The 24,960-nt window shown below is 64.6% G+C and carries 46 protein-coding genes and 1 tRNA gene; 19 read left to right on the top strand and 28 right to left on the bottom strand.

Features of this window, described 5'->3' with window-relative positions; genetic code table 11:
• Nucleotides 1-207: 207 nt before the first annotated feature.
• The 7 genes from OG326_RS23675 to OG326_RS23645 form a co-directional block, all read right to left on the bottom strand.
• Nucleotides 208-546 (bottom strand): hypothetical protein, encoded by a 339-nt coding sequence (locus OG326_RS23675; protein ID WP_327139301.1) that lies wholly within the window; start codon nt 544-546, stop codon nt 208-210.
• Entirely contained in the window at nt 546-794 is a 249-nt protein-coding gene (locus OG326_RS23670; RefSeq protein WP_327139300.1) for a hypothetical protein, read from the bottom strand. The genes OG326_RS23675 and OG326_RS23670 overlap by 1 nt, the downstream gene beginning before the upstream one ends.
• Entirely contained in the window at nt 794-979 is a 186-nt protein-coding gene (locus OG326_RS23665; RefSeq protein ID WP_327139299.1) for a hypothetical protein, read from the bottom strand. The genes OG326_RS23670 and OG326_RS23665 overlap by 1 nt, the downstream gene beginning before the upstream one ends.
• Nucleotides 979-1,170 carry a zinc finger domain-containing protein gene (locus OG326_RS23660; RefSeq protein ID WP_327139298.1) on the bottom strand — a complete coding sequence of 64 codons (192 nt, stop codon included), beginning with the start codon at nt 1,168-1,170 and terminating at the stop codon, nt 979-981. The genes OG326_RS23665 and OG326_RS23660 overlap by 1 nt, the downstream gene beginning before the upstream one ends.
• Nucleotides 1,170-1,565 carry a WDGH domain-containing protein gene (locus OG326_RS23655; RefSeq protein WP_327139297.1) on the bottom strand — a complete coding sequence of 132 codons (396 nt, stop codon included), beginning with the start codon at nt 1,563-1,565 and terminating at the stop codon, nt 1,170-1,172. Before OG326_RS23655 ends, OG326_RS23660 begins: the two co-directional genes overlap by 1 nt.
• Nucleotides 1,566-1,802: 237 nt before the next feature.
• Nucleotides 1,803-2,093 (bottom strand): hypothetical protein, encoded by a 291-nt coding sequence (locus OG326_RS23650; protein WP_327139296.1) that lies wholly within the window; start codon nt 2,091-2,093, stop codon nt 1,803-1,805.
• A 73-nt stretch (nt 2,094-2,166) separates the two neighbouring features.
• Nucleotides 2,167-2,239 (bottom strand) — tRNA-Lys (locus OG326_RS23645).
• Between the two features lie 68 nt (nt 2,240-2,307).
• Here OG326_RS23645 and OG326_RS23640 point away from each other — a divergent pair.
• The 3 genes from OG326_RS23640 to OG326_RS23630 are packed head-to-tail and all read left to right on the top strand — an operon-like array spanning nt 2,308 to nt 3,306.
• Nucleotides 2,308-2,925 carry a hypothetical protein gene (locus OG326_RS23640; RefSeq protein WP_327139295.1) on the top strand — a complete coding sequence of 206 codons (618 nt, stop codon included), beginning with the start codon at nt 2,308-2,310 and terminating at the stop codon, nt 2,923-2,925.
• A complete protein-coding gene (locus OG326_RS23635) occupies nt 2,922-3,110 on the top strand; it encodes a hypothetical protein (protein WP_327139294.1) in 189 nt (62 codons plus the stop codon). The genes OG326_RS23640 and OG326_RS23635 overlap by 4 nt, the downstream gene beginning before the upstream one ends.
• Complete coding sequence (locus OG326_RS23630; RefSeq protein WP_327139293.1) at nt 3,097-3,306, top strand: hypothetical protein; 210 nt, start codon at nt 3,097-3,099, stop codon at nt 3,304-3,306. The genes OG326_RS23635 and OG326_RS23630 overlap by 14 nt, the downstream gene beginning before the upstream one ends.
• A 109-nt stretch (nt 3,307-3,415) precedes the next feature.
• Here OG326_RS23630 and OG326_RS23625 read toward each other — a convergent pair whose 3' ends face one another.
• From OG326_RS23625 to OG326_RS23605, 5 genes are all read right to left on the bottom strand, one after another.
• Nucleotides 3,416-3,649 (bottom strand): hypothetical protein, encoded by a 234-nt coding sequence (locus OG326_RS23625; protein WP_327139292.1) that lies wholly within the window; start codon nt 3,647-3,649, stop codon nt 3,416-3,418.
• Between the two features lie 99 nt (nt 3,650-3,748).
• The gene (locus OG326_RS23620) at nt 3,749-4,399 is read right to left on the bottom strand and encodes a hypothetical protein (RefSeq protein WP_327139291.1); all 651 of its coding nucleotides are present in this window, start codon (nt 4,397-4,399) and stop codon (nt 3,749-3,751) included.
• A 116-nt stretch (nt 4,400-4,515) separates the two neighbouring features.
• Nucleotides 4,516-4,983: a hypothetical protein gene (locus tag OG326_RS23615; RefSeq protein WP_327139290.1), complete on the bottom strand. Its 468-nt coding sequence runs from the start codon at nt 4,981-4,983 to the stop codon at nt 4,516-4,518.
• A complete protein-coding gene (locus tag OG326_RS23610; RefSeq protein ID WP_327139289.1) occupies nt 4,980-5,384 on the bottom strand; it encodes a helix-turn-helix transcriptional regulator in 405 nt (134 codons plus the stop codon). Before OG326_RS23610 ends, OG326_RS23615 begins: the two co-directional genes overlap by 4 nt.
• 74 nt (nt 5,385-5,458) lie before the next feature.
• Nucleotides 5,459-6,034: a hypothetical protein gene (locus OG326_RS23605; RefSeq protein ID WP_327139288.1), complete on the bottom strand. Its 576-nt coding sequence runs from the start codon at nt 6,032-6,034 to the stop codon at nt 5,459-5,461.
• Between the two features lie 202 nt (nt 6,035-6,236).
• On the opposite strand from OG326_RS23605, the gene OG326_RS23600 reads away from it, so the two are divergent.
• The 3 genes from OG326_RS23600 (at nt 6,237) to OG326_RS23590 (ending at nt 7,590) form a co-directional block, all read left to right on the top strand.
• Complete coding sequence (locus OG326_RS23600; protein ID WP_327139287.1) at nt 6,237-6,794, top strand: hypothetical protein; 558 nt, start codon at nt 6,237-6,239, stop codon at nt 6,792-6,794.
• A 123-nt stretch (nt 6,795-6,917) separates the two neighbouring features.
• Nucleotides 6,918-7,205 carry a hypothetical protein gene (locus tag OG326_RS23595; protein WP_327139286.1) on the top strand — a complete coding sequence of 96 codons (288 nt, stop codon included), beginning with the start codon at nt 6,918-6,920 and terminating at the stop codon, nt 7,203-7,205.
• Entirely contained in the window at nt 7,198-7,590 is a 393-nt protein-coding gene (locus OG326_RS23590) for a helix-turn-helix domain-containing protein (protein WP_327139285.1), read from the top strand. The genes OG326_RS23595 and OG326_RS23590 overlap by 8 nt, the downstream gene beginning before the upstream one ends.
• A 150-nt stretch (nt 7,591-7,740) precedes the next feature.
• Here OG326_RS23590 and OG326_RS23585 read toward each other — a convergent pair whose 3' ends face one another.
• The 11 genes from OG326_RS23585 to OG326_RS23535 form a co-directional block, all read right to left on the bottom strand.
• The gene (locus OG326_RS23585; protein ID WP_327139284.1) at nt 7,741-7,968 is read right to left on the bottom strand and encodes a hypothetical protein; all 228 of its coding nucleotides are present in this window, start codon (nt 7,966-7,968) and stop codon (nt 7,741-7,743) included.
• A 344-nt stretch (nt 7,969-8,312) separates the two neighbouring features.
• Nucleotides 8,313-8,627 carry a hypothetical protein gene (locus tag OG326_RS23580; protein ID WP_327139283.1) on the bottom strand — a complete coding sequence of 105 codons (315 nt, stop codon included), beginning with the start codon at nt 8,625-8,627 and terminating at the stop codon, nt 8,313-8,315.
• Nucleotides 8,624-8,851, bottom strand: a complete 228-nt coding sequence (locus OG326_RS23575; protein WP_327139282.1) for a hypothetical protein — start codon at nt 8,849-8,851, stop codon at nt 8,624-8,626. Before OG326_RS23575 ends, OG326_RS23580 begins: the two co-directional genes overlap by 4 nt.
• A gap of 17 nt (nt 8,852-8,868) precedes the next feature.
• A complete protein-coding gene (locus tag OG326_RS23570; protein WP_327139281.1) occupies nt 8,869-9,114 on the bottom strand; it encodes a hypothetical protein in 246 nt (81 codons plus the stop codon).
• The gene (locus OG326_RS23565; RefSeq protein ID WP_327139280.1) at nt 9,111-9,362 is read right to left on the bottom strand and encodes a hypothetical protein; all 252 of its coding nucleotides are present in this window, start codon (nt 9,360-9,362) and stop codon (nt 9,111-9,113) included. The genes OG326_RS23570 and OG326_RS23565 overlap by 4 nt, the downstream gene beginning before the upstream one ends.
• Nucleotides 9,359-9,754 carry a DUF6221 family protein gene (locus tag OG326_RS23560; protein ID WP_327139279.1) on the bottom strand — a complete coding sequence of 132 codons (396 nt, stop codon included), beginning with the start codon at nt 9,752-9,754 and terminating at the stop codon, nt 9,359-9,361. The genes OG326_RS23565 and OG326_RS23560 overlap by 4 nt, the downstream gene beginning before the upstream one ends.
• A gap of 249 nt (nt 9,755-10,003) precedes the next feature.
• Nucleotides 10,004-10,216, bottom strand: a complete 213-nt coding sequence (locus OG326_RS23555) for a hypothetical protein (protein ID WP_327139278.1) — start codon at nt 10,214-10,216, stop codon at nt 10,004-10,006.
• Complete coding sequence (locus tag OG326_RS23550; protein ID WP_327139277.1) at nt 10,213-10,809, bottom strand: hypothetical protein; 597 nt, start codon at nt 10,807-10,809, stop codon at nt 10,213-10,215. Before OG326_RS23550 ends, OG326_RS23555 begins: the two co-directional genes overlap by 4 nt.
• Nucleotides 10,810-10,865: 56 nt before the next feature.
• Nucleotides 10,866-11,246 carry a DUF6221 family protein gene (locus OG326_RS23545; RefSeq protein WP_327139276.1) on the bottom strand — a complete coding sequence of 127 codons (381 nt, stop codon included), beginning with the start codon at nt 11,244-11,246 and terminating at the stop codon, nt 10,866-10,868.
• Nucleotides 11,243-11,419 (bottom strand): hypothetical protein, encoded by a 177-nt coding sequence (locus OG326_RS23540; protein WP_327139275.1) that lies wholly within the window; start codon nt 11,417-11,419, stop codon nt 11,243-11,245. Before OG326_RS23540 ends, OG326_RS23545 begins: the two co-directional genes overlap by 4 nt.
• A complete protein-coding gene (locus tag OG326_RS23535; protein ID WP_327139274.1) occupies nt 11,419-11,592 on the bottom strand; it encodes a helix-turn-helix domain-containing protein in 174 nt (57 codons plus the stop codon). Before OG326_RS23535 ends, OG326_RS23540 begins: the two co-directional genes overlap by 1 nt.
• A gap of 106 nt (nt 11,593-11,698) precedes the next feature.
• Here OG326_RS23535 and OG326_RS23530 point away from each other — a divergent pair, with 106 nt between their 5' ends.
• The 8 genes from OG326_RS23530 to OG326_RS23495 all read left to right on the top strand — a co-directional run bounded on the left by OG326_RS23530 (nt 11,699) and on the right by OG326_RS23495 (nt 17,108).
• On the top strand, nt 11,699-11,905 hold the full coding sequence (locus OG326_RS23530; RefSeq protein WP_327139273.1) for a hypothetical protein: 207 nt from the start codon (nt 11,699-11,701) through the stop codon (nt 11,903-11,905).
• A 25-nt stretch (nt 11,906-11,930) separates the two neighbouring features.
• A complete protein-coding gene (locus OG326_RS23525) occupies nt 11,931-12,089 on the top strand; it encodes a hypothetical protein (RefSeq protein ID WP_327139272.1) in 159 nt (52 codons plus the stop codon).
• 43 nt (nt 12,090-12,132) lie between these two features.
• The gene (locus OG326_RS23520; RefSeq protein ID WP_327139271.1) at nt 12,133-12,384 is read left to right on the top strand and encodes a hypothetical protein; all 252 of its coding nucleotides are present in this window, start codon (nt 12,133-12,135) and stop codon (nt 12,382-12,384) included.
• 35 nt (nt 12,385-12,419) lie between these two features.
• Nucleotides 12,420-12,629: a hypothetical protein gene (locus OG326_RS23515; protein WP_327139270.1), complete on the top strand. Its 210-nt coding sequence runs from the start codon at nt 12,420-12,422 to the stop codon at nt 12,627-12,629.
• Entirely contained in the window at nt 12,629-13,033 is a 405-nt protein-coding gene (locus OG326_RS23510; RefSeq protein ID WP_327139269.1) for a hypothetical protein, read from the top strand. Before OG326_RS23515 ends, OG326_RS23510 begins: the two co-directional genes overlap by 1 nt.
• Nucleotides 13,034-13,181: 148 nt before the next feature.
• Nucleotides 13,182-13,646, top strand: coding sequence for a hypothetical protein (locus OG326_RS23505; protein ID WP_327139268.1), 465 nt, complete (start codon nt 13,182-13,184; stop codon nt 13,644-13,646).
• A 93-nt stretch (nt 13,647-13,739) separates the two neighbouring features.
• On the top strand, nt 13,740-14,738 hold the full coding sequence (locus OG326_RS23500; protein ID WP_327139267.1) for a hypothetical protein: 999 nt from the start codon (nt 13,740-13,742) through the stop codon (nt 14,736-14,738).
• A gap of 1,572 nt (nt 14,739-16,310) precedes the next feature.
• Complete coding sequence (locus tag OG326_RS23495) at nt 16,311-17,108, top strand: cytochrome P450 (RefSeq protein WP_327139266.1); 798 nt, start codon at nt 16,311-16,313, stop codon at nt 17,106-17,108.
• Between the two features lie 6 nt (nt 17,109-17,114).
• Here the strand turns inward: OG326_RS23495 and OG326_RS23490 are convergent, their stop codons facing one another.
• Complete coding sequence (locus OG326_RS23490; RefSeq protein WP_327146564.1) at nt 17,115-17,513, bottom strand: MerR family transcriptional regulator; 399 nt, start codon at nt 17,511-17,513, stop codon at nt 17,115-17,117.
• Nucleotides 17,514-17,619: 106 nt separating this feature from the next.
• Between OG326_RS23490 and OG326_RS23485 the strand changes: the two genes are divergently transcribed.
• Both OG326_RS23485 and OG326_RS23480 read left to right on the top strand, forming a co-directional pair.
• The gene (locus OG326_RS23485; RefSeq protein ID WP_327139265.1) at nt 17,620-18,573 is read left to right on the top strand and encodes an MBL fold metallo-hydrolase; all 954 of its coding nucleotides are present in this window, start codon (nt 17,620-17,622) and stop codon (nt 18,571-18,573) included.
• 5 nt (nt 18,574-18,578) lie between these two features.
• A complete protein-coding gene (locus OG326_RS23480) occupies nt 18,579-19,418 on the top strand; it encodes an alpha/beta fold hydrolase (protein ID WP_327139264.1) in 840 nt (279 codons plus the stop codon).
• Nucleotides 19,419-19,449: 31 nt separating this feature from the next.
• Here OG326_RS23480 and OG326_RS23475 read toward each other — a convergent pair whose 3' ends face one another.
• Together OG326_RS23475 and OG326_RS23470 are read right to left on the bottom strand one after the other, a co-directional pair.
• Complete coding sequence (locus OG326_RS23475; protein WP_327146563.1) at nt 19,450-20,016, bottom strand: DUF4232 domain-containing protein; 567 nt, start codon at nt 20,014-20,016, stop codon at nt 19,450-19,452.
• A gap of 119 nt (nt 20,017-20,135) precedes the next feature.
• Nucleotides 20,136-20,924: an amidohydrolase family protein gene (locus OG326_RS23470; protein WP_327139263.1), complete on the bottom strand. Its 789-nt coding sequence runs from the start codon at nt 20,922-20,924 to the stop codon at nt 20,136-20,138.
• A gap of 90 nt (nt 20,925-21,014) precedes the next feature.
• Here OG326_RS23470 and OG326_RS23465 point away from each other — a divergent pair, with 90 nt between their 5' ends.
• From OG326_RS23465 to OG326_RS23455, 3 genes are all read left to right on the top strand, one after another.
• Nucleotides 21,015-21,596 (top strand): TetR family transcriptional regulator, encoded by a 582-nt coding sequence (locus OG326_RS23465; protein ID WP_327139262.1) that lies wholly within the window; start codon nt 21,015-21,017, stop codon nt 21,594-21,596.
• Nucleotides 21,597-21,634: 38 nt separating this feature from the next.
• Entirely contained in the window at nt 21,635-22,249 is a 615-nt protein-coding gene (locus OG326_RS23460) for a GNAT family N-acetyltransferase (protein ID WP_327139261.1), read from the top strand.
• 226 nt (nt 22,250-22,475) lie between these two features.
• Complete coding sequence (locus tag OG326_RS23455) at nt 22,476-22,751, top strand: YggT family protein (protein ID WP_327139260.1); 276 nt, start codon at nt 22,476-22,478, stop codon at nt 22,749-22,751.
• Between the two features lie 80 nt (nt 22,752-22,831).
• Here OG326_RS23455 and OG326_RS23450 read toward each other — a convergent pair whose 3' ends face one another.
• Nucleotides 22,832-23,629: an SAM-dependent methyltransferase gene (locus OG326_RS23450; RefSeq protein ID WP_327139259.1), complete on the bottom strand. Its 798-nt coding sequence runs from the start codon at nt 23,627-23,629 to the stop codon at nt 22,832-22,834.
• 255 nt (nt 23,630-23,884) lie between these two features.
• Nucleotides 23,885-24,790 carry a hypothetical protein gene (locus OG326_RS23445; RefSeq protein WP_327139258.1) on the bottom strand — a complete coding sequence of 302 codons (906 nt, stop codon included), beginning with the start codon at nt 24,788-24,790 and terminating at the stop codon, nt 23,885-23,887.
• Nucleotides 24,791-24,960: the final 170 nt, after the last annotated feature.

Here is a 24,960-nt window from a genome sequence, read left to right as displayed (position 1 = left end):
TTCGAACTAATCGCATGGAGCTGAACCCTGGCGCAACATGGCCAATGGCTACCGCGGTCGGCGTGCTTGTCGGCGTGCCGAACATGCTGCGCATTCTCGAGGGCGGCACTCACCACGTCCAGAAGCCGATCGGTGTGGTGAATCGCAGCTCCAGGGTGTGGAGATGCGGGTGCAGAACCGAGTCGATCAGGGCGGCGAGACAGGACATCAGGACTCCTCCTGCTGATCAGGCGCGAGCGAAGCATGAAGGTCGAGAACACGGCGTATGGCCTTGTCGAAACTGCTGCGGTCGCTGATGAACGTCGCCACGAAGGTGGTGGTCTCTTCGCATCGGAACTCGAACTGATCGAGCGCGTAGTGCTCGTAACGGCCGTCGACTCGCACCGCGAGAATGAGCCGCGCGCACGGGTCAAGGGCGCTCTGTATCGCCTGGGCTACACCAGATTCCGGCGGCAACGTGACCACAGCCTTGTCGTTACCCAGTTCGACTGGCACTGGTTCGTCGAGGACTTTCCAGTCATCGGTGATCAGGACACCAGTGCTCATCAGGACTCCTCGATCTTCAGTGCGGCAAGACGGGCTTCGAACTGCTCGGCCGTCTCACCGGCAGCCAAAGAGGTCGCGAGGACTACGGCGCAGTCTGAGACGTACGGCGCGAGCACCGCGTGAATCTGGTCTCGGACCTCCGCTGGCAGGCAGAGGTTGACGGTGAGGTCTGTGGCGACCCGCTCGATGGCTTCGAGCATGTTCTTCTCGATCAGTTCGCATGCGGCAGCGAAGCCTTCGATTGACATCAGGACTCCTCGGCTGCTTTGGCGATGCGCGCGAAAACGCTGAGATCAGGGGTGACGTTCACGCTGCCGTCCTCTGCAGGCTCGAACCTCACGGGGATCGTCACCGTGCCGACCACCGTGGGTTCCTTCGAGCCTGGGAATCGGATCAGGAGCTCGGCGGTGATCTCCGAAGGTGTTGCAGCCATCAGGACTCCTCGGCGGCCATCGTCGTGGTGATGTGGTCGGTGTGCACGCCATATGCGCGGCCTGGGAGCGGCACGCAGGTGAAGCCGTTTCGATTAGTCCAGCCATCTCCGGGCATCAGCGTCAGCATTTCCCTGCAGCCGGGACACGTCATGGTGTCGCCCAGCTTCGCGTTGACCGCGATGGCTGCCATCAGGACTCCTTGGTGCGGACGTGAATGAGATCGAACGGCACTTCCGGAAAGGCGGGGCTTGGCATTTGGTCCAGCCACGCGGCCATCCGCTTTGCGGCTTCCTCGGCAGTGTGGCCGTCCCATTCGGCGGTGTGGCCACGCTCAGGCACCTTGAACCGGTCCCAGTCATCTTCGGAGTAGTGGTTGCTGATCTGCCCGGTGGGCAGTTGCGCGACGACGATGAACCAGCCGCCATACATGGAGCCATCCGAGTGCCGGTACGCCTTGTGGACATCGAACTTCCCTGCAGCCGCCCATTCGTTGAACAGCAACGCGTTGAACAGCATCCGGTAGTGGTACAGCTCAGCGAAGGTGTGATAGCCGTCCGAAGTGTCCGGACCAATCTCCTGCGTCATAAGCGATCTCCTGCGGCATCGTGCAAATCGAGTGGCGTGGGATTGCCTGAGCCGTAGTAGTCCCGCACAAGCAGCCCTAGCGGCTCGGGGAGACATCCCCGATCGGTCCAGCCGTGGGCAAGTGCGATGTCCTGTGCGCGTTTGAGCGCGCCAGCCATCTTCATCAGGGCTCCTTTGGACACATCTGAAATAGATCGCTGCAGGTCAGTGCGGCGGCATCGCCCAAGTTGGTCCGAGTTAGGTTTTCGTTTGGCCTTCAGTGGGATCGGACCGCTGTAGGCAAGTAGGCGAGAGAAGCACCGGGTCGCCGATCACGCCGCCGCCCGAGTCTCGGTGCGCCCAGTAGTAGTCGGGGTTCCCCTGGTCGTCGAGGTACATGATCCAGGTTGATCCGTCGGCGCGGACGCCTTCGATCCAGCCGGCCCAGCCGTGGACTTTCGTCCGCCCGATTTCGTTGCCGTCGGTGTCGAGGTCGAGGCAGTAGAAGGCGCGTTCGGGTTTGTACCGGCCGATAGAGATGTTCTGCATGGATGCTCCTGGTGTCGAGTTGACGCCGGAACATCCATCCGGACAAGGGGTTATCAAACGTCGGGATTGCAAGTTGGCCTGCCGGGGATCGAACCCGGAACCCGCCGCTTAAAAGGCGGCTGCTCTGCCGGTTGAGCTACAGACCAGCGATGTGGTCAACAGATTTACTGGTCAACCTATTGACTGGTCAATGTTTTGACCGTAGTCTTATGGCATGACAACGAAGACCGCCCCCGCCAGCACCACCCGCGAGTTCGCTCACCTCACCGATGAGGAGTTCATCGCCGCGATCGAGGGCGCGCTGCGCACCGAGGACTACGAGCTGTTCGACCGGCTCGTCATCGAAGATCAGCACCGCATCCGGCTGGCCAAGGCGCGCGCCGCTCGCGTGGCCCGTCGTGAGGCCGCCTACGACAAGCTCATCGCCGCTGGTGTCACCCATGAGGACGCCACCGAGCGCGCGTACGGGGTGCGCGTCGAGACTCAGCGGCGCCGCACCGCTATCGCTCACCTGCGCTCGCAGGGCTACACGGGCCGCTCGTTCGATGAACTGTCCCGCAAGGCATTCCGCGACCACGTGTACACCGAGTGGCTGCGCGCCGAGCACGCGACCAACGGCTACCTGCTGTCGGCCGCCGGTGAGCGCGCCGACGTCGACCCCCGCGACCTGTGGAGCGGCAGTGAGGCTCGCGCCACCAAGATGGCCAGCGAAGAACTGCGCGCCTGGTGGGACACCAACGGCCGTACCTCGATCGCGGAGTACCGGGCCGAGTTCCTGTCTCCCTCACGCGCGAACGCGCTGCGCGCCGCCCGTGCGGACTTCTTGCGGTGAGCCGCGCAGAGGATATGCGCCACGCGTATTGGGAAGGCGTCCAGTCGGCGACCGACCCGGGCGCGAGCAACCCGTACGCCGGCGCCGATGAAACATCACCGAATTACCGGCTGGCGCAACTGTGGGCCAAGGGTCGCGAGACCCGTATCGACGAACTGATCGGGACCGATGATGAACGACCGTGACCGCGCCCTGGTGGAACTCGATAAGGCTGTGCATGCGGTGCAGGCGGCCGAAGAACAGCTGCACGGCACGATGCGGGCCGCGCGGCAGCACATGAGCGCCAATCAGGTCGCCGCCCGTGTTGCACCAGTGATGTCACGCCCGAGCGCGTTGAAGATCGTCCGGCCGGCCGCGGCACCGGATGGCACTTCTGATTGAGCCACGGACCGAGGTGTTGCAGCGCGCAGCAGGAACGAGCCAAATCCGGGCAGGGACATTGGAATCGAGGGACTGCTGACACGCTGCAAGATTTGAGGGGCGCCGGAGGCTACGCCCAACGATTGCGTGCGGCCGGATGGTCGCGGGTCGCACGCTCTGCTTTCGCGACGTCAATCACTTTGTACAGCTTGCGGTTTCGCTCATCGAGACCAGATTCTTTGAGGTGCCCGCGCGCGACCCAGTTGGTTATCGCCGCAATGGTCACCCCGCACAAGCTCGCGGCTTGCGCGGCGGTGATGAGGTCTTCGATTCCGGCCGTGTTATCGAGTGCTGTGCCAGCCAATCCAGGTCCCCTTTCACGGCAAAACCCCAGCTGGACATGCAGCTGGGGTTCGTTGGGGCATACGTATCGCTCTGGCACGAACATAACATGTGTAGCCGATCAGGCGGCGCTGTCCAGGATCGTGTCGAGCACCATCCGCGTATAGAACGGGTAGTGCTCTTCATGGATTACATGCCCGCACCCTCCGCACTCGATGTAGTCGCGCCCGATATCGATCGACCGGAATAGTGTGCGTAGTTCGCACACAGGGCACGGGGTGGGCAGCAACTGCCGCGGACGGGTCAACCCGAGCCGGGAACGCACTTTGTTGTGCAGGTCCCGCATGTCGGTCGCAGCGTCTCCCCCGAAATCGGTCAGAGCAAGCCGGTCGACACGGCATTCGAGGTAGTCCCACGCAGCACGCACACGCAACCGTTCGGTGATCCCCGGGTGAGGCGGCGGGGTGTCCCCGAGATATTCAGCGAGGGCGTCATGGGTTTCGTTGAGTACGACACCGATCTCGGCAGCAGTATCGGACGCCCACTCGGCAGGATGGCCGAACACCTTCTGCACGGTTCGCCGTTCCTGCCGGCCGCGGCGTGCTGGCATCGGCAACATGGTGTGGATGCCCACCCAGTCCATGACCAACCAGCCGAGCGTCCGCGCTAACCGGCGTTGGCACGGTTCGCACATACCGAGGCTGGTCAGGTACGGGGTGCCGTGGTTGTCAGCGCAGTTCGGGAAGGTACACGGACCGATGCGATTGCCCATGGGTCGCAGGCTAGGCGATTTCGCGCAGGGTCTCGAGTCGCCACACAACTGCGGCCCCGCTGAGGGTTGCGGAGAGCAGGAGCACGCAGTGCTGGCGGAAGGTCTTGTTCCTGCGATCAGGCTTGCGGTTCGTAGGACATTATGTCTTCTGAATGCACGAGCGTCAGCTCTGAGGCCTTTGCGTCGTCGAGGGCCGTCGGTGGCAGGATCGCGGGAGACAAACCGAATACTCGAAGATCGTCGGCAAGAGCAGCACGAATGAAGCCGAACGCATAGTCGATGCCGTAGTCGCGAACGAAGTCCCGGAGCTCGGTTTCCTCGGGAATCTTCCGGTCGCCGCCGAACACGAACCTCGCTTTGACGTCGAAGAAGGCTTCAAAGAGGGAATCCTTGATCTCGATGCTGACCCGTACATCGAGGATGGGGGCGTTGTTCCCTTGTAGGTCTCGCCCGACGATCAGGCGGACGCCGGCCGAATACATCTTGGTCTCAGCCGCACGGTCGCTGGGGACGTTTTCCAGTCGCGCTACAGAACGGCGCATCCAGATCACGTCGCCGCTGTTGGCGCGTTTCGCAAGCGTCACTGAGCAACCTCGACATGCATGTTCAAGCCGACAAATGTGGTCGGATGGCCATGTGCTTGCCCTGCATGGCGAGGTGGTGCGAACAGGTTGCCGACCATGGTCGCGCCTTCGGTGACTGCTGCTTGATCTTGTTCCCAGGCTCGGGTCTCGACATGAAAAACGCCCATCACTGCCTTCGCGTAGCGGCGCACGGTCGAGAAAGTTGGATTCGTGCCACCGCTCTCGAACCTGGAGACCTGCGACGGGTCGATGCCCATTTCCTCCGCCACGTCGGAGACCAACAGCCCGCGCTGGATCCTGATCGCGCGCAGTCCCAAGATCAGGTTCAGTTGTTCCTCTGCGACAACTAGGCCTACACGGTCACGATCGGTTGGGTTCTCGATGCCTGGAAACATCTCCATGTGCGTCTCTCCCTTCACTGACCACAGAATGCCCTACCCAAGGAACTCTCGCATGCGTTAAAACGCAAACGGTATCAAGCTGAGTCCCAGCGCCGCCATCGGGTCTTCACGTTTTCGCAGGTCGTGACTCCCGAGTCCATTGCGTCATGGATGTCACGGGTTTGGTTGGCGCTGACCCAGCCGACCGATTCGCTCACCGGCTTCGCGCCGATTCCACTGCCGACGATCTGGGTGGTTGTGCCCTTCCAGGCAGGGCGTTGCTCGATGAAGTACAGCCGGTACATGGTGCGCTCGTCTTCAGACATGACGTAGAGCTCCCCAGCCCATGGCATAGGGCGTTGTTCGTTGAACTTCACATCCGGCAGGGTCTGAACCTGCTTGCCGACCGGGCACCGATGTGTCGGGTAGCCCTTGGTCTGCGGGTTCTCGTTGTTTGTTGTTGCTGGAAAGCCGTGGGTGTACGCGCGACGCGCTTTGGCTGCCAGCAACTCGGCGGCCTCAGGGTCCTTGGCGCGTAGCTTGGCGAACTGATCATCACAATCCGACGTATATGCCCAGGCGCAGCCGGGGGTGTGGATGCGCGACATGTACACGGTCGGATCGGGCTGTTCCGCCACGTCCTGCCCTTCGCTGGAGAAACTTTCCTGCAAACACAATCATGCCGCATCGGTGCGCGCGGTGGAGTGAATCCGCAGCGCCTCAAGGGAATCCGACGCAGAGTCGCAACTGTCGGAGTTCCTCTGCGTACTCGGCAAGAGGTCCCCCCAATTTGACCGTGTCATGATTCATGACATAAGATAGCTGACATAGGGCAGGCACAGGCCACACCCGCACCCCGATAGGGACCGTCACATGAGCAAGACCGGCAACATCCACACCCGCGAAGCAGTCATCCTCACCCACACCACCGCCCGTATCGCCGGACCGCAGACCGGCCGCATCGACGTCGTGCACGCCCGCACCTCCGAAGCCGCCGTGACCGTCGTGTGGGGCGGCATCGCGCTCCGCTTCCTCACTGCCGCCGCCGCAGCGACCGTCCTGGAAGGCTTCGCCGCCGCCCGGGCACTGCTCATGAACGTGGACAACACCGCGCCCGCGCAGACGCCCCCGGCCGGAGAATTCCCGGTCGCCACTCTCGCTCTGACCTGGACCTGGCCCACCGACTACGCGGTCGTGCACCGCAGCGCCTACAACCAGACATGGAAGCGCACCGTGCACTGGGTGGACCTGCACATGGGCCCGGTGACCTTCCAGATCCTCGACCACACCGGCTACCACGCGGCCGTCGAGCTGCTGCGCGACGCGCACCGCACGGCCGTGGTGGTGTGCTCCGATGGCGGCAGATGGCGCGCCGATCCGACGCGGCCCGACTACCAGCGCCCGCTCGAAACCCCCAAGGGCAAGAAGTAATCCACAGGGCCGCGCCCGATCCACAGATTCCGGATCGGGCGCGGCCCGCTCGCGCATTCTGTTCGACCGCTCCCGCACCATCACCACAACAACCCGCCTCGCCCCGAGCCGAAGAAGGACCCCATGCACACCTGGACCCTGACCGTGGATACCGCCGCTGGCCGCACCACCTCCACCTCCACCGACACCCAGCCCGAGCGGGCCGCGGCCGGCGCCGAGCTGCTCGCCGCGGCCGCCGGCGCTCTCGCCGCAGCCGTCGGCCCCGCCACCCTGCATCTCGAGATCGACGGCACGCCGCTGGCCGTCGTGCGCTTGCAGAACGGGCCGGATGGCACACCCGATCGCGCCAGCGCCCTGGATTACCTCGGCCACGTCCGCCACGCCCTCACCGATGGAGACTCCGATGTCTGATCAGACGCTCACCAGTGCCGAATTCCGTTGCTTGCGTGAATATCTCGGCCTCACCGCTGGATGGCTGGCCACGCACACCGGGTACGCCGAACGCACGGTCCTGCGGTGGGAATTCGGCGACCAGACCCCGGCCCCGAATGCGGTGCGTCAACTGCTCGAGATCCAAACCCAGACCCGCGAGGTGGTGAGCGGCCTGGTTCTCGCGTGCGCGGACATGGCCGAACCGGTCATCGAGACCTACCGCAAGGATGCCGAGTTTCGAGCACACTGGCCGGACTTGCCGTTTCCGGCGTTGTGGCATCGCGCCCTGGCCCATCGTGCTGCGGCTGTCGCTAGTGCACGAATCCGCTACTGGGTCCCGCCCGAGGACAACGCTGCGCACTGACGAGCGGATCGTGTGGTCCGGAAACGCCGAAAGCCGGTCGCGGAGGGGGGATTTCCGGACCGGCTTCCGACTAACAGGTTGTTGCGCGGAACCACAGTATTGACTTCGGATGCGAGAGTACGCCGATACGCCGCAGATCTCGAGTCGCGCCTAAATTGCAGGTAGCGCGATGCGTGCGAACACGACGGCCGCCGGCATCCCCGGTTCGTGGGCGACCTCGGGGGAATCGAGCAGTGCTTCGATCGCGGCCACGACCTCGCGCGACGGAGACGGGCGCACCACGGCCTGCACTGCCGTCCAGGGGTCGGTACCGCTGTTGCGGGCGGCGGTCACCAGCAAGATCAGCGTGCGTAGCGGGACAGGTATCTGCCCTTCCATGATCGGCAGCCTAGTCGGTGGCACTGACCTTCACCGGTCGGCCGATCACGCCGTTTTCGCGGTGTGGTGAGGCGCGCAGTTATTCGCGGGGCCGCGGCCGGTCGTCGCCCATCGGACCGCCAGTCTGTGTGTGCTGGGTTGTCCCGCGCCGCGCCGAATTCGGTGCCCGAGCGCGTCACCGCGGTTGGCTACGATCCCCGGGTGGCTGACGACGTGAAACTATGCACGAACTGCAGGACGACCCCGACGGGCGAGAACTGGATGCTGTGCCCGGGGTGCTTCGCGCGTCTCGCCGACACTGCCCGCAACAACCCGTATGGGTGGATGGACGCAGCCGTAGAGGGTTAGTCCTGCGGCTTGCCCACGAGAAGCATCAGCGCGACCTCCAGGCCGGATCGATCCTGCCCGCGGGTCGCCCGCTTCAGTGGCTCCCCCACGGATGTCCCACTGGCCCAGTCCGAGTAGTCGTCGGCCGCGGCCTTGTCCTCGGCGAACTGGATACGCAGGTAGTCCGCGAGTCGTTGCAACGCCGCGGTGACGTCCTCGCCGGGGAGGCCGGCGTCCAGGCGGCCGAGCGCGTTGTCGCGGCGCTGTTGTTCCTCACGGTCGCGGAGATGCTCACGCTCGTGCCACGGGATCGGATCCTCTGGGCTGTTCACGGCTCGAGCCCCCGGCGCTCACGCCCATCGCGGTCGATCCACTTCCCGCCGGTATGCCGGGGGCTGGTGCGCAGATGCTCTGCGTAGTCCGCCTGAGCCTTCTCGGGTGTGCCCGCATGTACCGCCCACCGGCAGGCTGCCGTCTCGCAGCGAACGGTATAGATCGAGCCTGTCGCCTCGGCCAACGCCGCTGCGATCTCAGCGATCGAGGTCTGGTCGTTCATGGGTTGAATCCTCCCGCTCAGCGCCGCCCGGTGGGGCCTCGCCGGATCTGCGCGGTGCGTGGCGGCTGATCGGACAGACTGCGACGATTAACCTCATCGCCTGGGTACGCGCCGTGATCACGAGGCGAGTCCGGGCCTTCGATGTGGCGATACCCGGTCGACGTGGCACCGACAACCTCCACGATGTTGCCATCGATGGTCCAGTGCTTCTCACACACCGCGATCGCTCCACCGCAGTACATGCACGACAGATTGAAGCTCATGGCTTCGATCCTCCTCCGTCGACAGCCCACTCATAGCGGTAGTCCGGGTGGGCTGCCCAGATCGCCGCGAAGGGCCGCAGCACGAGATCGACGTAGCGGTTCTGGTCACTCTCGGTAAGGCTGGCGTGAAAACGTAGCGCAGCCCTGTACGCCGCAACCCGCAGAAACCAGGTCTCAGGATCGTCGCCATTCGGCGCGGATTGCTCATCTTCATCGAGTCGATCTTGAATGAACTCTTCGATGGTCATGCCACCCATTCTGCCTGGAAGTCCGGGTGATCAGGCCAGATGGCGGCGAGTGTCCGCAGCTCCACACATTCGCCGATCGGAACGAACGACGGTTCGCCCGCGCGGTCGTTCCGCGTGCACCCCACGCACTCTCGGTCGCCATCGGGTCGGTGAACACGCAGTATTGCCCGCAGGGCCGTGCACTGCCGCAGCACGCGAGCCGGGTCGTGGTGGGCGATGTGTTGCCGATCCTCATCGGCGACGCACATCATGATCGTGCCCGCATTGTCGCTGTCCCTCAGCTCGCCATCCATCGTGAAGTTCTGCCACGAGAGCGACGCCTGAACTGTTCCCCGCGCCGTTGCTTCTTCGATGTCGATCCGGGCCTCGATGAATTCCTCGATGGTGCTCATGCGGCCGATCCTCCACCCAGCGCTTCGATTGCTTTTACGAGCGCTGGGTGCGGCGGTCGAGGCGTGAGAAGGCATGCGCACCGCTGACCTCGCAGCGCCACGGGCGGCCGGCACTTCACGCAACGGCGCACCCCATGACTGCCGTACTCCCGATTGTCGACGGAGCAAGCTATGTGGGTGTAGTTGAAACGCTGGTATTCGTGCCTTCCGATCCGACACCGCCAGTTCATGCCGTGATCCTCCCTCGCATCAATCCTTACCCATGGCGTGAGCGAAGTAGCTGCTGCCGCCATACCCGCTGTCGTCGGGGCCGAGCGCCGGTTCAGGGATGCCGTCGATCATCACCCGCACAGCACATCCATCCGCTTCCGCATCAGCCGCCAGATCCCGCACGGCTTCTTCTACCTCCCCCAATTCGTCGTCGTCCCAAACGGTGATCTCGAGGGTGATCTTCGTGCTCACGGGTTCGTACCTTCCGTCTCGATCGGCTCAGCCTTGTCGAGTATCGCCATGATCTCCGCCAATTCCTCGACGGTTGCGAAGTTCAATTCCCTTGAGGCCCTGAGCATCTTGACCGCGTACCGGAGTGGAGTCTCGGCGGGAGGCGCATCCATCAACGTCACATGGTCATTGCCTTGCATCGATGCCACCTCGGTGAATTTTCGTACATCAGCGACGCCGGGTGAGGTGGAGTAGAAGCAGGCGGTGAGGAAGTTGACGTTCCGCATCGTGACCGGGTCGTAGTCCGAGTCATCGGACGGCTCCCCCACCGTGACCTGATAGGTCGGGACAAGGAATTTCCGCATCCTCTCCACATGGACTGCCGGTGTTCGTGAGGCGCCGACAGCGAGATACGGGTTGCGGTTCCGGGTCAGCTCCGCGCATTTGCGAGTCAGCGCGGCATGTAGCTGTACGAGGTCTTTCGCCGCCTTGGGCACACGTGCGAGGTATGCGCACACGGCAAGCATCAGCGCGGCCGCACCGAGATTGATCATCAGCGCGGTCAGGGGTTGCTGACCGCCGAATATCACGATGAGGTTCGCGGTTGCGAACACTGCCAGCCATCCGGCTATGGAGTAGAACCCCCACGCCCGGAAGCGGCCACTCGTTGTCAATCCGAACACGGGGTTCCCTCCGTCTCGTCGTCGGTGTAGATGGAGGCCAGCTCTCGGAGAATGGCCTCCACGGAGTTCACTACCAATACGAAGCGCCCGTCGTCGCTGACGGCTTCGAGGATGCCCTGCGCTTCGGCAGTTGCCCGCCGTATCGCCTGCACTCGGCGCAACGTGGTCGCCGGATCCTGGCGGGCGATGTGCTCGTTCGTGACCATGTCGTATTGGGTGTACGAAACCATGTCGTTGTCGGAGTCAAGCACTTCGCTCGTACCATTCCGGATGACGTGGCGCCATTCGCCGTGCCGCACAGCGCTCGCCGCCGCATCCTCCTCGGTGAGGCCGGCGGCCAACCGGGACAGGGCATCGGAGGTAGTCACGAGCGTGGCTCCTCGAGATATGCGTCGAACTCGCTGCTGTCCATCGGTGTCCAGCCCGACCGCTCAACGATGCTCAAGGCCAGCAGGGCATCCAAGCGTGTAGTGAATGGGCCAGTGTGACGGCCGATTTGGCGGTTCACGAGGAACGTGACGCCCTCGCCGGGGTTGGTCATCACTTCTCCAGGATGCGGTAGATCGTGCTGCGGCTAATCTTGGTCAAGGTGTAGATCTTGTTGATGCTGAGTCCAGCCTCATGGTGAGCGCGTCGGACTCGTTCGTCCCGGCTCTCATCGTTTGCGCGCCAAGCGATTAGGTCTGCTTCGGCGTCCTCTGGAGTCAACGTCATGACTCAAACGCTACATGTCGAAATTTGTACAGTCCATCTCTTGCGGTGCATCGTTCGCTACATGTAGTGTTTGCTACATAGAGTTACTGAGACGAGGGAGATCGAGATGAATCGCCGCCAGACCAAGTTCGCTATCCGCAAGGCCTCCGGTGCCCAGAAGCTCGCCCTGGAAATCGCCGAAGCCTGGGATCAGGCGACCGTCTGGAACGCACGCCTCGATCACATCGCCGCCCTCGACGCCGACTACGACCCCACCGCGCCCACCGAAGCCTGGGCCGACGCCGACGACTTCTTCGCGTCGTTCGCCGACTAGACACCGATTGCCCAAGGAGATTCAGATGGATACCGCCGCTGCGCACTGGTTCCTGACCGGCCACGAATACGACAGCACCTTCGCCCACAAGGTCATTGCCCAGATTCAGCGGCTCAGCCTCCCCCTCACCAGCAGGAACCTCCGCCGGTGGGCCCTGATGCTCGCTGGCGAACAGAATTCCTAGTCCTTGCGTCCCCGCGCCCTCCCCCGAATCGGAGCGTCACCCGATGAACAACCCCACCGTGTTCGACTTGCTCGAATACGACCGTTTCACACAGACCTTCGAGACCGTCGCCTACCACCTCCCCTGGGTGACCGCCGCTCACAGCATGCGCGACCGTATGGACATCGTCCGTGAGGACCTCGAGGGTGCACGACTGCAGGTATGGCCCGCGAACACTGAAGGGGTCATGTGCGCCCAGATCGGCGGCAGCATCACCGAACCCGAATTCGAATGGCTCATCCGCCCAGCACTCTGACAACGGAAACCTCTACCACACAAGGAGATACGAGCATGCCGACCAAGAATGAAGCGACAGCCGAACAGAAGCTGGACCAACTGAGGGCCGTCGTGGCACCGGTGATGGCCTGGTACAACGACGTCCTCGCCAAGGGCGAACCGGACGAGAGCTACCTCTACGACGTAACTGTCGACAAGTTCGAGGAAAAGCTCAGCCGGGGCGACTTCCAGGCGATCATCGACATCCTGCGCACGGAGTCCTGATGACCTTCGCCGAGATGTTCGACCGCGACCGATCCGACCAGAACATCCCGACCCCCACCGCCGAGGAATTCGCGGACGCCCAGTATCGCGTCGACTTCGGGGAGCAACGGCCCGGTGACGAAGCCCTGACCCTTGCCTACAACGACCGTGTCCTGGCCCCCGCCCAGGACACGTACGAGCGCAACGCTGCGGCGATGCATGAGTTCGTCACCGCGCGAGACGCGCTGGCGCATGCCGCCCTCTGCTACGTGCAGGCGCAGCTCGACCCGCGGGAGCACGCCCATTCGGCCGCGCAGGTGGAGCACACCGAAGAGCTGATGTGCCTTGCGGCCCGCCGGGTGGCGCGGGCTGTGGAGGCACTCCCGGAGGACAAACAACCGGTTGGGTGGGATGAGAGTGAATGATCTCGCCGCGTTGAGGGCCGCCCGCCGCACCGGCCACTGACCCGCACCACGTCCCAGTAGTGAATATCGCGTCCGGCACACCCCGGGCGCGGTGTTGACCACTCGGAACACCGTTTCGCCACTCCCCCAACCCGATTGAGGTTCTGTCATGCCCAAATTCGCGCTCACCGTCGCCCGCCGTGTCGCTGCCGCAGCCCGTACAGCGGTCGCTCGCGCTGCCGCAACCCCGCAGGGACGCAAGATGATCACCAAGGTCCGGATCTTCGCGGCGCCGGCGGAGTGCGTGGCCCGCAACGGCCTCAGCACCACCACCGCGCTGCGCACAGGCGCCCTGACCACGATCACCCCCGTGCTGGCCGCGATCGACCCGACCGGTGAGCATGAGCTGGTCGCCCGGTTCTCCTCCCCCGCAGGCAGAGCGGTCACCGACGCCTACCGTGCCCTCAACGACGGCTGCGAGCCCCGGACTGTATGGAAGGTCGCCGATACCGGTTACCCGATCGAGGTGAAGGTGTACAACCTCGACAGCTCGCGTGACCGGCAGGCGCTCGGGGACGGCCTGACCCACTACAAGCGCACCGCACAGGCGCTGATCGCGCTCGCCGCAGGTTGAGCCGATCGAGGTGTACGCATATCTTGCCGACCAATGGGGCTTGAGCTTCAATTGGGTGGGTCGCTCAAACGCTGGCCCGTAGGTTCATTGATTGTGAACAAGACTCGCATCGAGGCACAGGTGATTGCCGTCGTGAACCATGTGGTCGGCGGCGGTAGGGCCGAGGACGCGTTCGTCGAGGCCAAAGCGAAGTGGCCGGGACTAGACAAGGCGGCACAGCTGGCTGGCACGGCGAATGCTGCCGGCGGCCATCCGATCCTCTGGATAGTTGGGTTGTCAGAGAATGATCATCGAGTAGTCGAGCTCGAGGACAAGACGGACCCTGCATCGTGGTGGGTGCAGATGCAGAAGCAGTTCGCGTTCGACGTCATCCCTGATCTGACCGATATCGTCGTGCACACCGAGCACGGTGTGGTGGTGTGCCTGTACTTCGAGACCGATCGCGCGCCCTACATGGTGAAGACACCCAACCATGTCTGGTCTGAGGCAGGTGTTCCCTGGAGGGACGGCACCCGGACTCGGTCCGCCAAACGCCACGAGCTGCTGTCGATGCTCGCCGCTTCGGCAGTGGCACCTGACTTGCAGCTTCTCGAACCGGAGCTCGAGCTCTACGAGTCTGCGGTGAGGCACGGCGGGAACCGCCTACGGGAAGAGAGCTATCGCGCTATCTTCAGCGCCAAGCTGTACTTGAATATTGAGCCAGGCACACGCATTCTCCTGCCCCGCCACCTCTGGTCAGCGAAGTTCAGCACTGGTTCTGGCGCTGTAATCGACTGCTACAAGGTGGATTTCAGCTCAAACCGTCGCGGCGGTGCCGACTATCCGCCCCAACCGATTCCGAGTGGAGTATCGGTGCAGCCAGCGGGTCTATTTGCCGACGGTCCGGACGTATTGTTCGTCGAGGCCCAGTCAGACGTTCTGACCTCCGAGTTCCCGGGGGATTTCTTGGAAGCCGACAACGTTACTGTCGAAGTACTGATGCCGATTGGCGATGGCGCTCGCGTTGCGCGGGCACGCATCCGCCTCAACGCAACCGAGCCTCCGGGCCACATCGACCGAGACACACTCGCGAGATACTGGCGACTTGCCTGACTGGAGCGTGTGGAGTCGGCGCCTATTCACATAAGCGAAGCCCTGACCCGTAGGGGGCTCGCGTCAGGGCTTCTTCTGGTCAATCGCCCTGCTACTCAAGGTGTTACGTCCGCCCCTCACCACACCAATCGAGCCCCGGCCCGCGTGCGACGGTCCGGGGCTCGGTCGGGGGTAATCGCCCACGCTGATCACATCAGCATGTTTGACCGGTGCACGTTATCAAGGTGCGGTTGATCCGCGCCGCCGCGTAACAGGTTCCGGGCCCGGCCGGTTCACCGTACGATCGTTGCGGATCCTCGTATCCACTCAATGAGAGCGGTGCCGCCCCTGCTCCTGGCAGAGATGATTTCGGGGGGCGGCCCCGTATCCCCCTCCTTAGTGCCCGGGGCCTCGCATTACTCATTGCCGTCGGACCGGCGGTGCTCACGAACTGCCTCGTCCCTCGCCGCCCGTCGGCGCGCCGCGATAACGGCTGAATTGCAGCTCCCGATACCCCACGGCGGCAGCCGGTAATAATATTTCTTCCGCGCCCTGAGCAGCGAAAACAGTGGCCGCTCAACCCGCTACGTGGATGGCGGTGGGGTTCGGTGGGTGGAGTCGCAGTGTCGCTCGGCTACGGCGCGGCATGACCCGGTCGGCCCCCGACCCCACGGACTTACGACGGGCTTCCCCTCGCCACCCCACCGCCACGAACCAGCCTACTGTCGTGCGGCGGCCTTGCGCGTGCGGTCATATGGCGGTTCCCGCGATCACGTACTCCGGGCACCTACCCTGGTGCCGCTCCGTGCTTCCGCAGAACACGCACGGCCCAGGCTTGCCGCCGTCGGGCTGACCGCAGTAACCGGTTTCGCCGTGGTCGGTGAGGAACACCTGTACGGCTTGCCGGCCACACGTGCATCGCTCACCGGGCTGGGCTCTGCGGATCTGGGTTTCGCTCACTGGCTTGCTCTTTCTGCTACGTGGTAGTTCCCGCAGACGCATTCGTCGTAGCGAGTGCCGAGGCGCCCTGCGGCGGCGATCGCATGGCCGCGGTGGGATTCGGTCGGCAGGTCGGGCTCCGGACACGGTCGGATGCCTCGGATGCGGTTTTGGTGGCGGCGCTTCTCGGCTGCGGTCTTGTGGGTTCGTCCGCAGTAGAGGGCCGGGGAGTGCCTGGACACGAGTTTGAATCGGCTCCCGCACCATTGGCATTCGCTCACGTGTGGGGCGCTCACGAGGTGAGTTCCTTGCATCGATGCAGCCACGGATTGGGGTTGCCGATCGGTTGCGGGGTTCGGAATCTCGCTGGCGTGTCGATGAGTCGACACGCTGGGCTGCCGCGGCGCCGGCGCGGGCGCGACGGCCGTGCTCGGCCGAGCGCGAGAGCCGCCGCGGATGCCGGGGCGAGCAGGTTCGTCGCGCGGGAATCTCCGGGAATGTGCGGGAACGTCGCTCCATCTTCGGCTCCAACTATGAGGGCCGGAATTTCGGGATTTCGAGCCGCAAGGTGGGAATCCCCAGGAAACTCAGGGAATCGTAGGGAAGGTAGTCGTAGACCGAAACCCTTTGGCCGCAAGGCAATTCCGTACCTCGATGCCGGGATATGCGGGAATGCAACTCTTCTTCGGCTGGAAGTATCCGCGGCTGCAGGGCTTCGGGCCGTGGAAGCGCTTCCGCGACAACCAGAACGCCATGAACGAGCTGCTCTACACCGAGATCGCCCAGCGCCGCGCGCATCCCGATCTCGATCAGCGGGCCGATGTGCTCTCCCGGCTGCTCGCCGTCGGGTCCGGTGAGAATCCTTCCGACGCGGCACTGACCGATGAGGAGCTGCGCGACCAGCTCATCACCCTGCTGCTCGCGGGGCACGAGACCACGGCCTCGGCGCTGTCCTGGGCCTGCCACGAACTCGCCGCGCATCCCGATATTCAGGACACCGCCCGCGCCGCCGCGCACGAGGGTGACGACAAATATCTGGAGGCGGTGCTCAAGGAATCCATGCGACTGCGCACCGTCATCGCCGCTACCGGGCGCAGGCTCGCGCGCGATATGACGATCGGTGGCCTGGACCTGCCGCGCGGCACCGTCGTCTCGACCTCGATTCTGCTGGCGCACAAGCGGACCGACAGCTTCCCGGATGCCACCGACTTCCGGCCCGAGCGCTTCCTCGACGGTTCGGTGGCCGCGAATACCTGGCTGCCGTTCGGTGGCGGCGTGCGCCGCTGCCTCGGCGCGGGGTTCTCACTCATGGAGGGCACCGCGGTACTGCGGGAACTGCTGACCCACTACCGGTTGTCGCTGCCTGCCGGGACCACGGACGAGCACTCTCGAATTCGCAATATCACCCATGTGCCCGCCCACGGCGCACCCGTCGTGGTCACCACGCTGTGAACCGAATCAGCGCAACGGCCGGCGTCTGCGGTTCGCCCGACTGAAATCCGAGCATTCGGCGCAGTCGGCCACGACCCGATGCCGGCATTCGGTGAGATGTTCCAGGAAGCGATCCGTCGCCCGCAGCAGGACGATCTGCTCCTGGATCTCGGCGCGCTTGTCCGCGATCAGGGCCAGCCGCCCGTCGTACTCACCGAGGCCGAGCTGCCGAATCTGGCCGAGCGACAGCCCGGTTCGCTGCAGCTTCAGAATCAACCGGGCGACGTCGAGATTGTTCTCGTCATAGCTGCGATGTCCCGAGGGACTGCGCGACGGCTGCAGCAGGCCGACCGATTCCCAATGCCGCAGCACATGCGCCTCGAGGCCGAGGGCGGCTGCGGCATCCCCGATCTTCATATCCTGCATCGTGCTCACGATTGCCCCTTTACTTCATGTCGACCTTAAGTTTTAGCCTTCCACGGAACCCGGCGCCACACCAGTCCGCCGGGGACGGTGAACGGAGAGCGAGAATATGTCCGATCCAGTACACGGCCCGAGTTTCTTCGAATGCTGCGCGGCGGCAACCGGCCTGCTGCGGGGCGCGATACGACCGCGACCGGTCGATGAGCGATTCCTGCGGTCCGTCACCGACGCCGGTCTGCCCGCCGCGCGCCGCACGGTGCGCGTGACCGCGCTGGCGCAGGCTCCGCGGGTGGTGCCCACCGCCATGATCGTGGAGGGAACCTTCGCGCCCCGGCGCATCACCAACTCGCTGACCTCGTTCATCGTGCAGCATCCGGATGCGACGTTCGTCGTCGATCCGAGCGTTTGCCTCGATGCGGAAGACCGCGCGATCGCACAACTGCCCGCCGCACTGCGCGGTGTGGTCCGCCCGCCCGCCGAAACTCTCGCGACCATCACCGCGCTGGGCCTCGAACCCGCGCTTCCGGCACCGGAATTCGCGCTGCCCACGCATGCGCACTGGGATCACGTCTGCGGACTGCTGGATATGCCCGGCCTGCCGATCCATATGCACCGGCCGGAACTGGAGTGGGTCAGCAGCGGCCCCATCGCCCCGGTCGGCGGTGTGCGCGACTCGCTGCTGGATCGGCCGGTCGTCGAATACGACCTGGACGGCCCGCCGGTGCTGACCTTCACCCGCAGCCGAGATCTGTTCGGCGACGGCAGCATTGTGCTGGTCGACCTGGCGGGTCATACGCCCGGCAGCATCGGAGTTCTCGCCCATACCGAGCGCGGCTGGATCCTGCTCGCGGGCGACGCCGCCTGGCACACACTGCAAATCGACAAGATCCGTCAAAAATCCAGCTTCCCGGGCAATTTCGTCGACACCGATCGCGAGCAGACCTTCAAGACACTGCACCGCCTCCACCTGGCCAAGCACTTCGCCACCGTCATACCCACCCACGATCACGAGGCGACGCGACAACTGGCAACCACTGCCACCCTCGTGGCCGAAAGCGAGTAGCGGTCGTGAACAACACTTCGGCCGTCCGTGCGACGGCAGCGGTCAACGGCGCGGAGATCTACTACGAGATGCGCGGAGACGGTCCGCCGATTCTCTGCATTTCCGGCGGGTTCGGCGACGGCGGCGCCTGGCAGAGTGTTGCCGAACTGCTTTCCGATACCTATACGGTCATCAGCTACGACCGCCGCGGCCATTCCCGGAGCCCCCGTCCGGAAGGGTGGACAACAACCTCCCTGGACGAGCAGGCCGCAGATTCCGCGGGCCTGATCGAATCGCTGGGAGTCGGCCCCTGCGCGATCTACGCCAACAGCCTGGGCGGCGCCATCGGATTGACCCTGCTCCTGCGCCGTCCCGAATTGGTCCGACTCGCCATCCTGCACGATCCGGTCATAGCGTCACTGTCCCCGGACCCAGCTCAGGCGAACTCGTCCTTGCGAAAAGTGGTGGCGCCGTTCATCGATCGGGGCGACCTCGCGGGCGCGGCGGATACGCTGCTGCGAGTTCTGAACGGCGAGGACGGTTATGCCAAGCTCTCCCCGGTCCAGCTCGAGCGCATGGTGGGAAACGCGGAAACCCTGCTGGGCATCGACTTCCGAGGCCTGGGAACATTGACCGTGGACATCGTCGCCCCGGCCGTCCCGCTGACGATCGCCTGCGGAGCCGAATCCGCGGATTTTCTCACCGCGGGCGCACGGCGATTAGCGGAATTACTCCAGAAGGAGCTCATAACCCTCCCCGGAGCACACGTCCCACAACTCACCCACCCCACAGCAGTCGCCGACCTCATCCGCCGCACAGTCGGCGGTGTTGAACACGGAGCAGCTTTCGACAGCGGCGTCAGCTGAAAGGAAGTTCCAAGGATGCCTACGGTGGCGACTACTGCGGCGCGGTCACCGGATGGATCTGCAACTGGCAAGTGTCGATCTGTGCGGAAACGGTTGCGGTGTCGGTGGTATTCGGCGCGGTGACGTGCAGGTCGGTGTAGGTCGGGCAGCCGTTCCCCCTGGAATCGAAAGCCACGCCCTCGACAACGGCCTGCGCACTGTGACTGCCGTCCAGCACAACCGTCGGGATGGCGTCGTCCCCGGAGGGCAGGCCACCCAGATACCCGCGCAACGTTCGGTCGGCATGCAGCAGCGGACCCCCACTCCCGGAGTCGACGCCGGGATAACCACTCAATGTGCACGGCGAACTGGCTTGCACAACCGAGAAATTCAACCGCACCCCCCGATGCCCCATCCCCGGAGACATGACCGCGGCACCGACAATCACCTGCCCGGAACCGCACGGCGCAGGTGATTGCGCAGTCTGCGCGGGGATTCCATCACTCGGCGGACTCGTCCCCGCCCCGGCCACCGCCGACGTGACAACGGCCGTCCCGGGCTGCGAAGGCTGCCCAGAACTATCCGTACTGCTCCCACACCCCGCGAGACCCAGAATCATGCAAACCGCGATTCCCGCATGCCATGCCATCCGTGCGCCCATCTCATCCCCCTCTGGTGAGCAACTCAGCGATACCTATAGTTTCGCGCGCCCTCGACTGAGCGTTGCACTCCGGGCGGTCAGTTGCTGATCAACTGGGCGAAGTTCTCCCCCAGCACCCGCCGGAGTACGCCGGGATCATGGATGGCAGCCTCGACCGTGGCACGTGCCGCGAGCACATCGCCGTAGGGCGTATTCGATCCGAACAGGCATTGTTCGGGGACGGCGTGTGCTGCCGCTTTCACCATGAAAACCTGTAGGGCACTGGACAGGTCGATGTACAAGTTCGGGCGATCGACGGCCAGGTCGATCAGTTCCATCGCATTGAGTCCGCCCAGTGCGCCCACGATGATCGGCACGTTGGGATGCCGCGCGGCGAGTGCCGCATAGGTCCGGAGGTCATCGACGGTATTGGGTGCGAAGCCGTGCACCAGCACCGGCACGCCACCATGGTCGGCGCTGACCGCGAGGGCAGGCTCGAGTCCGGCGGCCTGGTTCGGAGCGGGTGTGAGTTCGCCGATGCCGACAATGTCCGGCCGCCGCAGGTATCCGTCGAACCACTCCTTCAGCTCGGTGTCCCCGAGAACCAAAGGGGCGCTGATGAATCCGACGGTCTCCTCAGGATGCGCCTCCAGTGCCGCGATCACCTCGGCGGTCGCCCGCCGAACCTCGTCCACCGAGGCCGCGGCACCGCTGACCACGGCTGTCAGACGGGCGAATTCAGCACGCACACCCTCGAGGGTTGTCGCCGCCTCCGGGTGGATGCGGGTGGACAGCAGCACGGTGCGGTCCACGCCGGCCTTCCGGGCGCGCGCCACCTGGGCGGCGGGATCGGTCGTCACGTGGGCGTGAATATCAGTGATCTTCATAGTCTCTCCAACCGAGCGAACTGGTTGGTTCGAATGCTAGGCAGGCGGTGTTGCCGGTGTCAAACGAACCAGTTCGTTACAATCGTCCCCGTGGCATACGACTCGACGGCAACCAAAGAGCGAATCCTCGCCGCGGCCTCCACCGAGTTCGCGGAATACGGCGTCGCGGGCGCGCGGGTGGACCGCATCGCGGCCACTGCGCAGGCCAATAAGCGCGCCATCTACGACTACTTCGGCGATAAGAAGGCGCTCTTCGCCGCGGTGCTCGAGAACCTCATGTCCGAACTCGCCGAGGCTGTTTCGCCGAGCGACGGCGACCTCGGCGCCTACGCCGGGCTCCTCTTCGACTACCACCGCGCGCACCCCGAGGCCATGCGCCTGCTGCTGTGGGAAGCCCTCGAAACGGGTGACAATCCGGTGCCGGACGAGGAAGCGCGCACCCAGCACTACGCGAACAAGATCGACGCCGCGAAGGCGACCTTCTCGCCGGACCATCCGGATCCGAACAGCCTCATGTTCTTCACCCTCGGATTGGTCGGCTGGAGTCTGGCCATGCCGCAGGTGCGCCGAATGATGTTGGGCCCCAACGCGGATCTGGACACCCTTCGCCCGGCGATCTGCGCGGCCGCCCGGCACCTCGCCGCGCAACCCGGCGACACCGGCACCGCGTGATGCCAGCCGCCGCGACGTCCAGCCAGTACCGTGAACGCATGGACGTCACGGTTCGCCCGGCTTTGCAAGAGGACATTCCCGCACTCGCCGAGGTGCTCGGAATCGCCTTCACCGACGATCCGCTCATCGCCTGGCTGATTCCCGAAACCGGTACTCGCACAAAGCGAGCGGCCATCATGTTCGACAGCCTGGTCCGGCATCAGTATTTTGCCGCCGGTGGTGTAGAGATAGCGCTCGACGACTCCGGCGTCATCGTCGGCGCCGCCGTGTGGTCTCCCCCCGGCAAGTGGCACGCCACCGAAGGTGATCTGCTCCGCCAGTTTCCCAGCCTGCTGCGCGCATTCCGCCATCGCCTGATCAAGGCGGGCCGGATGTCCGATCGCATGGCCGCGGCCCACCCGCGCGAACCGCACTGGTATCTCGCGATCATCGGAACGCTGCCAAGTGCGCGCGGACGCGGCTTCGGTCAGGCGCTGCTGAACTCGCGCCTCGACCGCTGCGATGCGGAGGGCTCCCCCGCCTACCTGGAATCCAGCAAACCCGAGAACGTGCCGTACTACGAGCGATTCGGCTTCGACAAGACCGGCGAACTCGATGTGACAAACGGCGGACCACTGCTCTGGCCCATGTGGCGCGCCTCCCGCGCCGAGTGAACCTACCGTTCGAAGAGCGTTAACACGCCGGTCGGAAGCCGGTCAGCCCTGATCTTGCGCGCTACGATCGGCGGAATGTCGACCCCTGAGCGGTATGTCCGGATTCGCACTGCGCAGGCTCGACCTGACAGTCCGCTGAGAAGGCGGCTAGCCAGGCACTTTCAGACCGACCGCCCGCGTTGATACAGGTAGGGCGGCCGGCACGGCCACCACAAAGGAGTTGGTCATGAGTCTCATCGGGGCGGTGCTCGGATATCTGTTGACGGCCTTCGTGCTGGTGATGTTGGCCAGGATGGTGCTGGACTGGATCTCCATGTCGGGAAATCTGCCGGAGTGGGCGGTGAAGGCGCGCGATGTCACCCATCGACTGACCGAGCCGATTCTCGCGCCGGTGCGGCGGGTCCTGCCGCCCCTGCGCGCGGGCGGATTGGCGATCGATCTGGCATTCACGATCGTATTCATCCTCGCGCTGGTGCTGCGGTCGGTGGCATTCAGTCTGTAGAGAACCACGTGTGAAAGAAACGGCCCCCGCCCGGCGATAGTGCCGGATCGGGGGCCGAAATCTCTTGTGCCCGTGCTGAACTAGCCCTTGCGGGCCATCCCGGAGACGATCATCTCCTCCCAGATGCTGAGTTCGTGCACGGTCGCATCGGACACCGGACGCCACTTCACGCACGGGGTCACGCCCGGCTCGAGCAGCTCCAGATCGCCGAACAAGGCTTCGATCTCCTCATCGGTGCGCCAGCGGCCGTGACCGAAGGCCTCCAGAATCTTCCGTTCGGTGGCAACGGCCTCGCGGGTACGGCCGGAACGGAAGTGCGAGATGTAGATTCGGCTACCGGCCGGCACCTGGGCGGCCCAGTACTTTACGACGCCCGCCGGATCTTCCTCGTCCTCCAGGAAGCTCAGCGTGACCGCGAAGAGGAGACCGACCGGCTCCTCGAAGTCGATCAGGCGCGCGACCGCCGGATGTTCACGCATCCAGGAGGTCTTGCTGACATCGCCTTCGACCATTTCGATGCCGTCGTCGATGGCGAGCAGCGCTCGCCCGTGCGCGACCACAAACGGATCATTGTCGACGTAGACGACCCGCGCGTCCGGCTGCAGCCGGCGGATCACCTCGTGGACGTTCTGCTCCGCGGGCAGCCCGCACCCCATATCGATGAACTGACGAATGCCGTCGGCCGCCATGCTTTGCACAGCGCGGAGGACAGCCTCCCGGTTCGTAATCGCGAGCTGCTCGGACCCGGGCAAGTCGCCCATGAAGTAGTCGCCGACATTCTTGTCGACGCCGTAGTTGTCTCGTCCACCGAGCACGTAGCTGTACACGCGCGCCACACTCGGCCGGGATTGCCGCGCTCGCATGGCGTTGATATTCAAGTGACACCCCTTTACCTTCCGTGCGCCGGCGGTCGCCGGTAGCACGGGTAGTCCTGTCGGCCAGAACCTTTGCTGAAGATCATTCCAGATCAGGTCCACACTGAGCGCTCTTTCACCCTGACGATACAGCTGCACACCCCAGGAAATCTGCCGCATCGTTGCACGTTCCGATGTCATTTCAGATGTACTGGACAGTTGGGCAAGACGCCGAAAGTTGATGAACCGGACAAACACTCGCGAGCTGGGCTTTCCCGGCTAGACGCGCCCGGTCTCCACCGCCTTCGTGGTCCGTTCGGCCAGCAGACCGTCGAGTTGGCTTTCCGCGCGCTCGGCCCGAGCCAGGGTTTGCGCGCGCGCATCGTCGAGGGTTGCCAGCCGGGCGGCGGACTCCTTGCTCGCCTGCTCCAGGGCAGTCGCCGATTCGGTACGCACAGTAGCAATATCGACGGCCGCCTGACGGCGGAAATCGGCAAGTTCGGCACGGGAGCGCTCGAGTTCCTCGCGCAGGCGCCTGACCTCGTCACGCGTCTCGACGAGCACCTGATTGCGTTCGGCCACAGCCTGTTCCGCGCGTTCGATGGCGCGCTCGGCATCGGCGGCACGCTGTACGGCGAGGTCGCGTTCGGCGGCCGCGGCCGTCATACGCTGGGTGCTGTCGCGCCGCACCTGCTCCACCTCGGTAGCGGCCTTGGACCGCGCCTTCTCGATCTCCTCCGTCGCCTGCTGGCGGGCACGCTCGACATCATCGGCAGCCTCGCTTCGGGCAGTACGAATCTCGGCGTCCGCCTCGGTGCGCGCGGCGAAGACATCCTCGGCCGCCTGCTTGGTCATACGCTCGACTTCCCGCAGGGCATCGTCACGAGAGCTGTGCGCCTCCGCGATACGCGCCTCGGCCACCTCGGCAGCGAACGCCGCATCCTCCGCTGCGGCCTCCGCTGCCGCCCTGGACTCCTCAGCCTCACGGCGCAGCCTCTCGGCCGCGGAAGCCGCCATCTCGGATTCGGCAATCCGTCGCGCCGCATCCGCCTGCACAGCCTGAATCTGCGCCTCGGCCACCGAGGGATCAGCCAGCGTGGACAGCTCGGCCACCGCCCCCGACAGCGTGTTCCCGAGCTGGTCCGCCAGCGTCCGGAACTGAATCAGCAACTCATCGGCCCGCATTCGCGCAACCCCAGCTGGACCCTGTTGCGTCACAGTGACGTTCGCGGCAGGTGCCTCGACCTCCCCCTGTTGTATCCGCTGGCGCTCTCGCCAGGCCCGCCACCGGGTGTGGTCCGGGTGATCACAGTATTCGGAGGGTCGTCCGGGACTCCCGTCGCGCGTAATCGTTC

Origin of the sequence: Nocardia sp. NBC_01327, from assembly GCF_035958815.1 — a bacterium.
Classification (GTDB): Bacteria; Actinomycetota; Actinomycetes; order Mycobacteriales; family Mycobacteriaceae; genus Nocardia.
The sequence above is the reverse complement of the archived record's forward strand: the minus strand, read 5'-3'. Positions and strand labels throughout refer to the sequence as shown.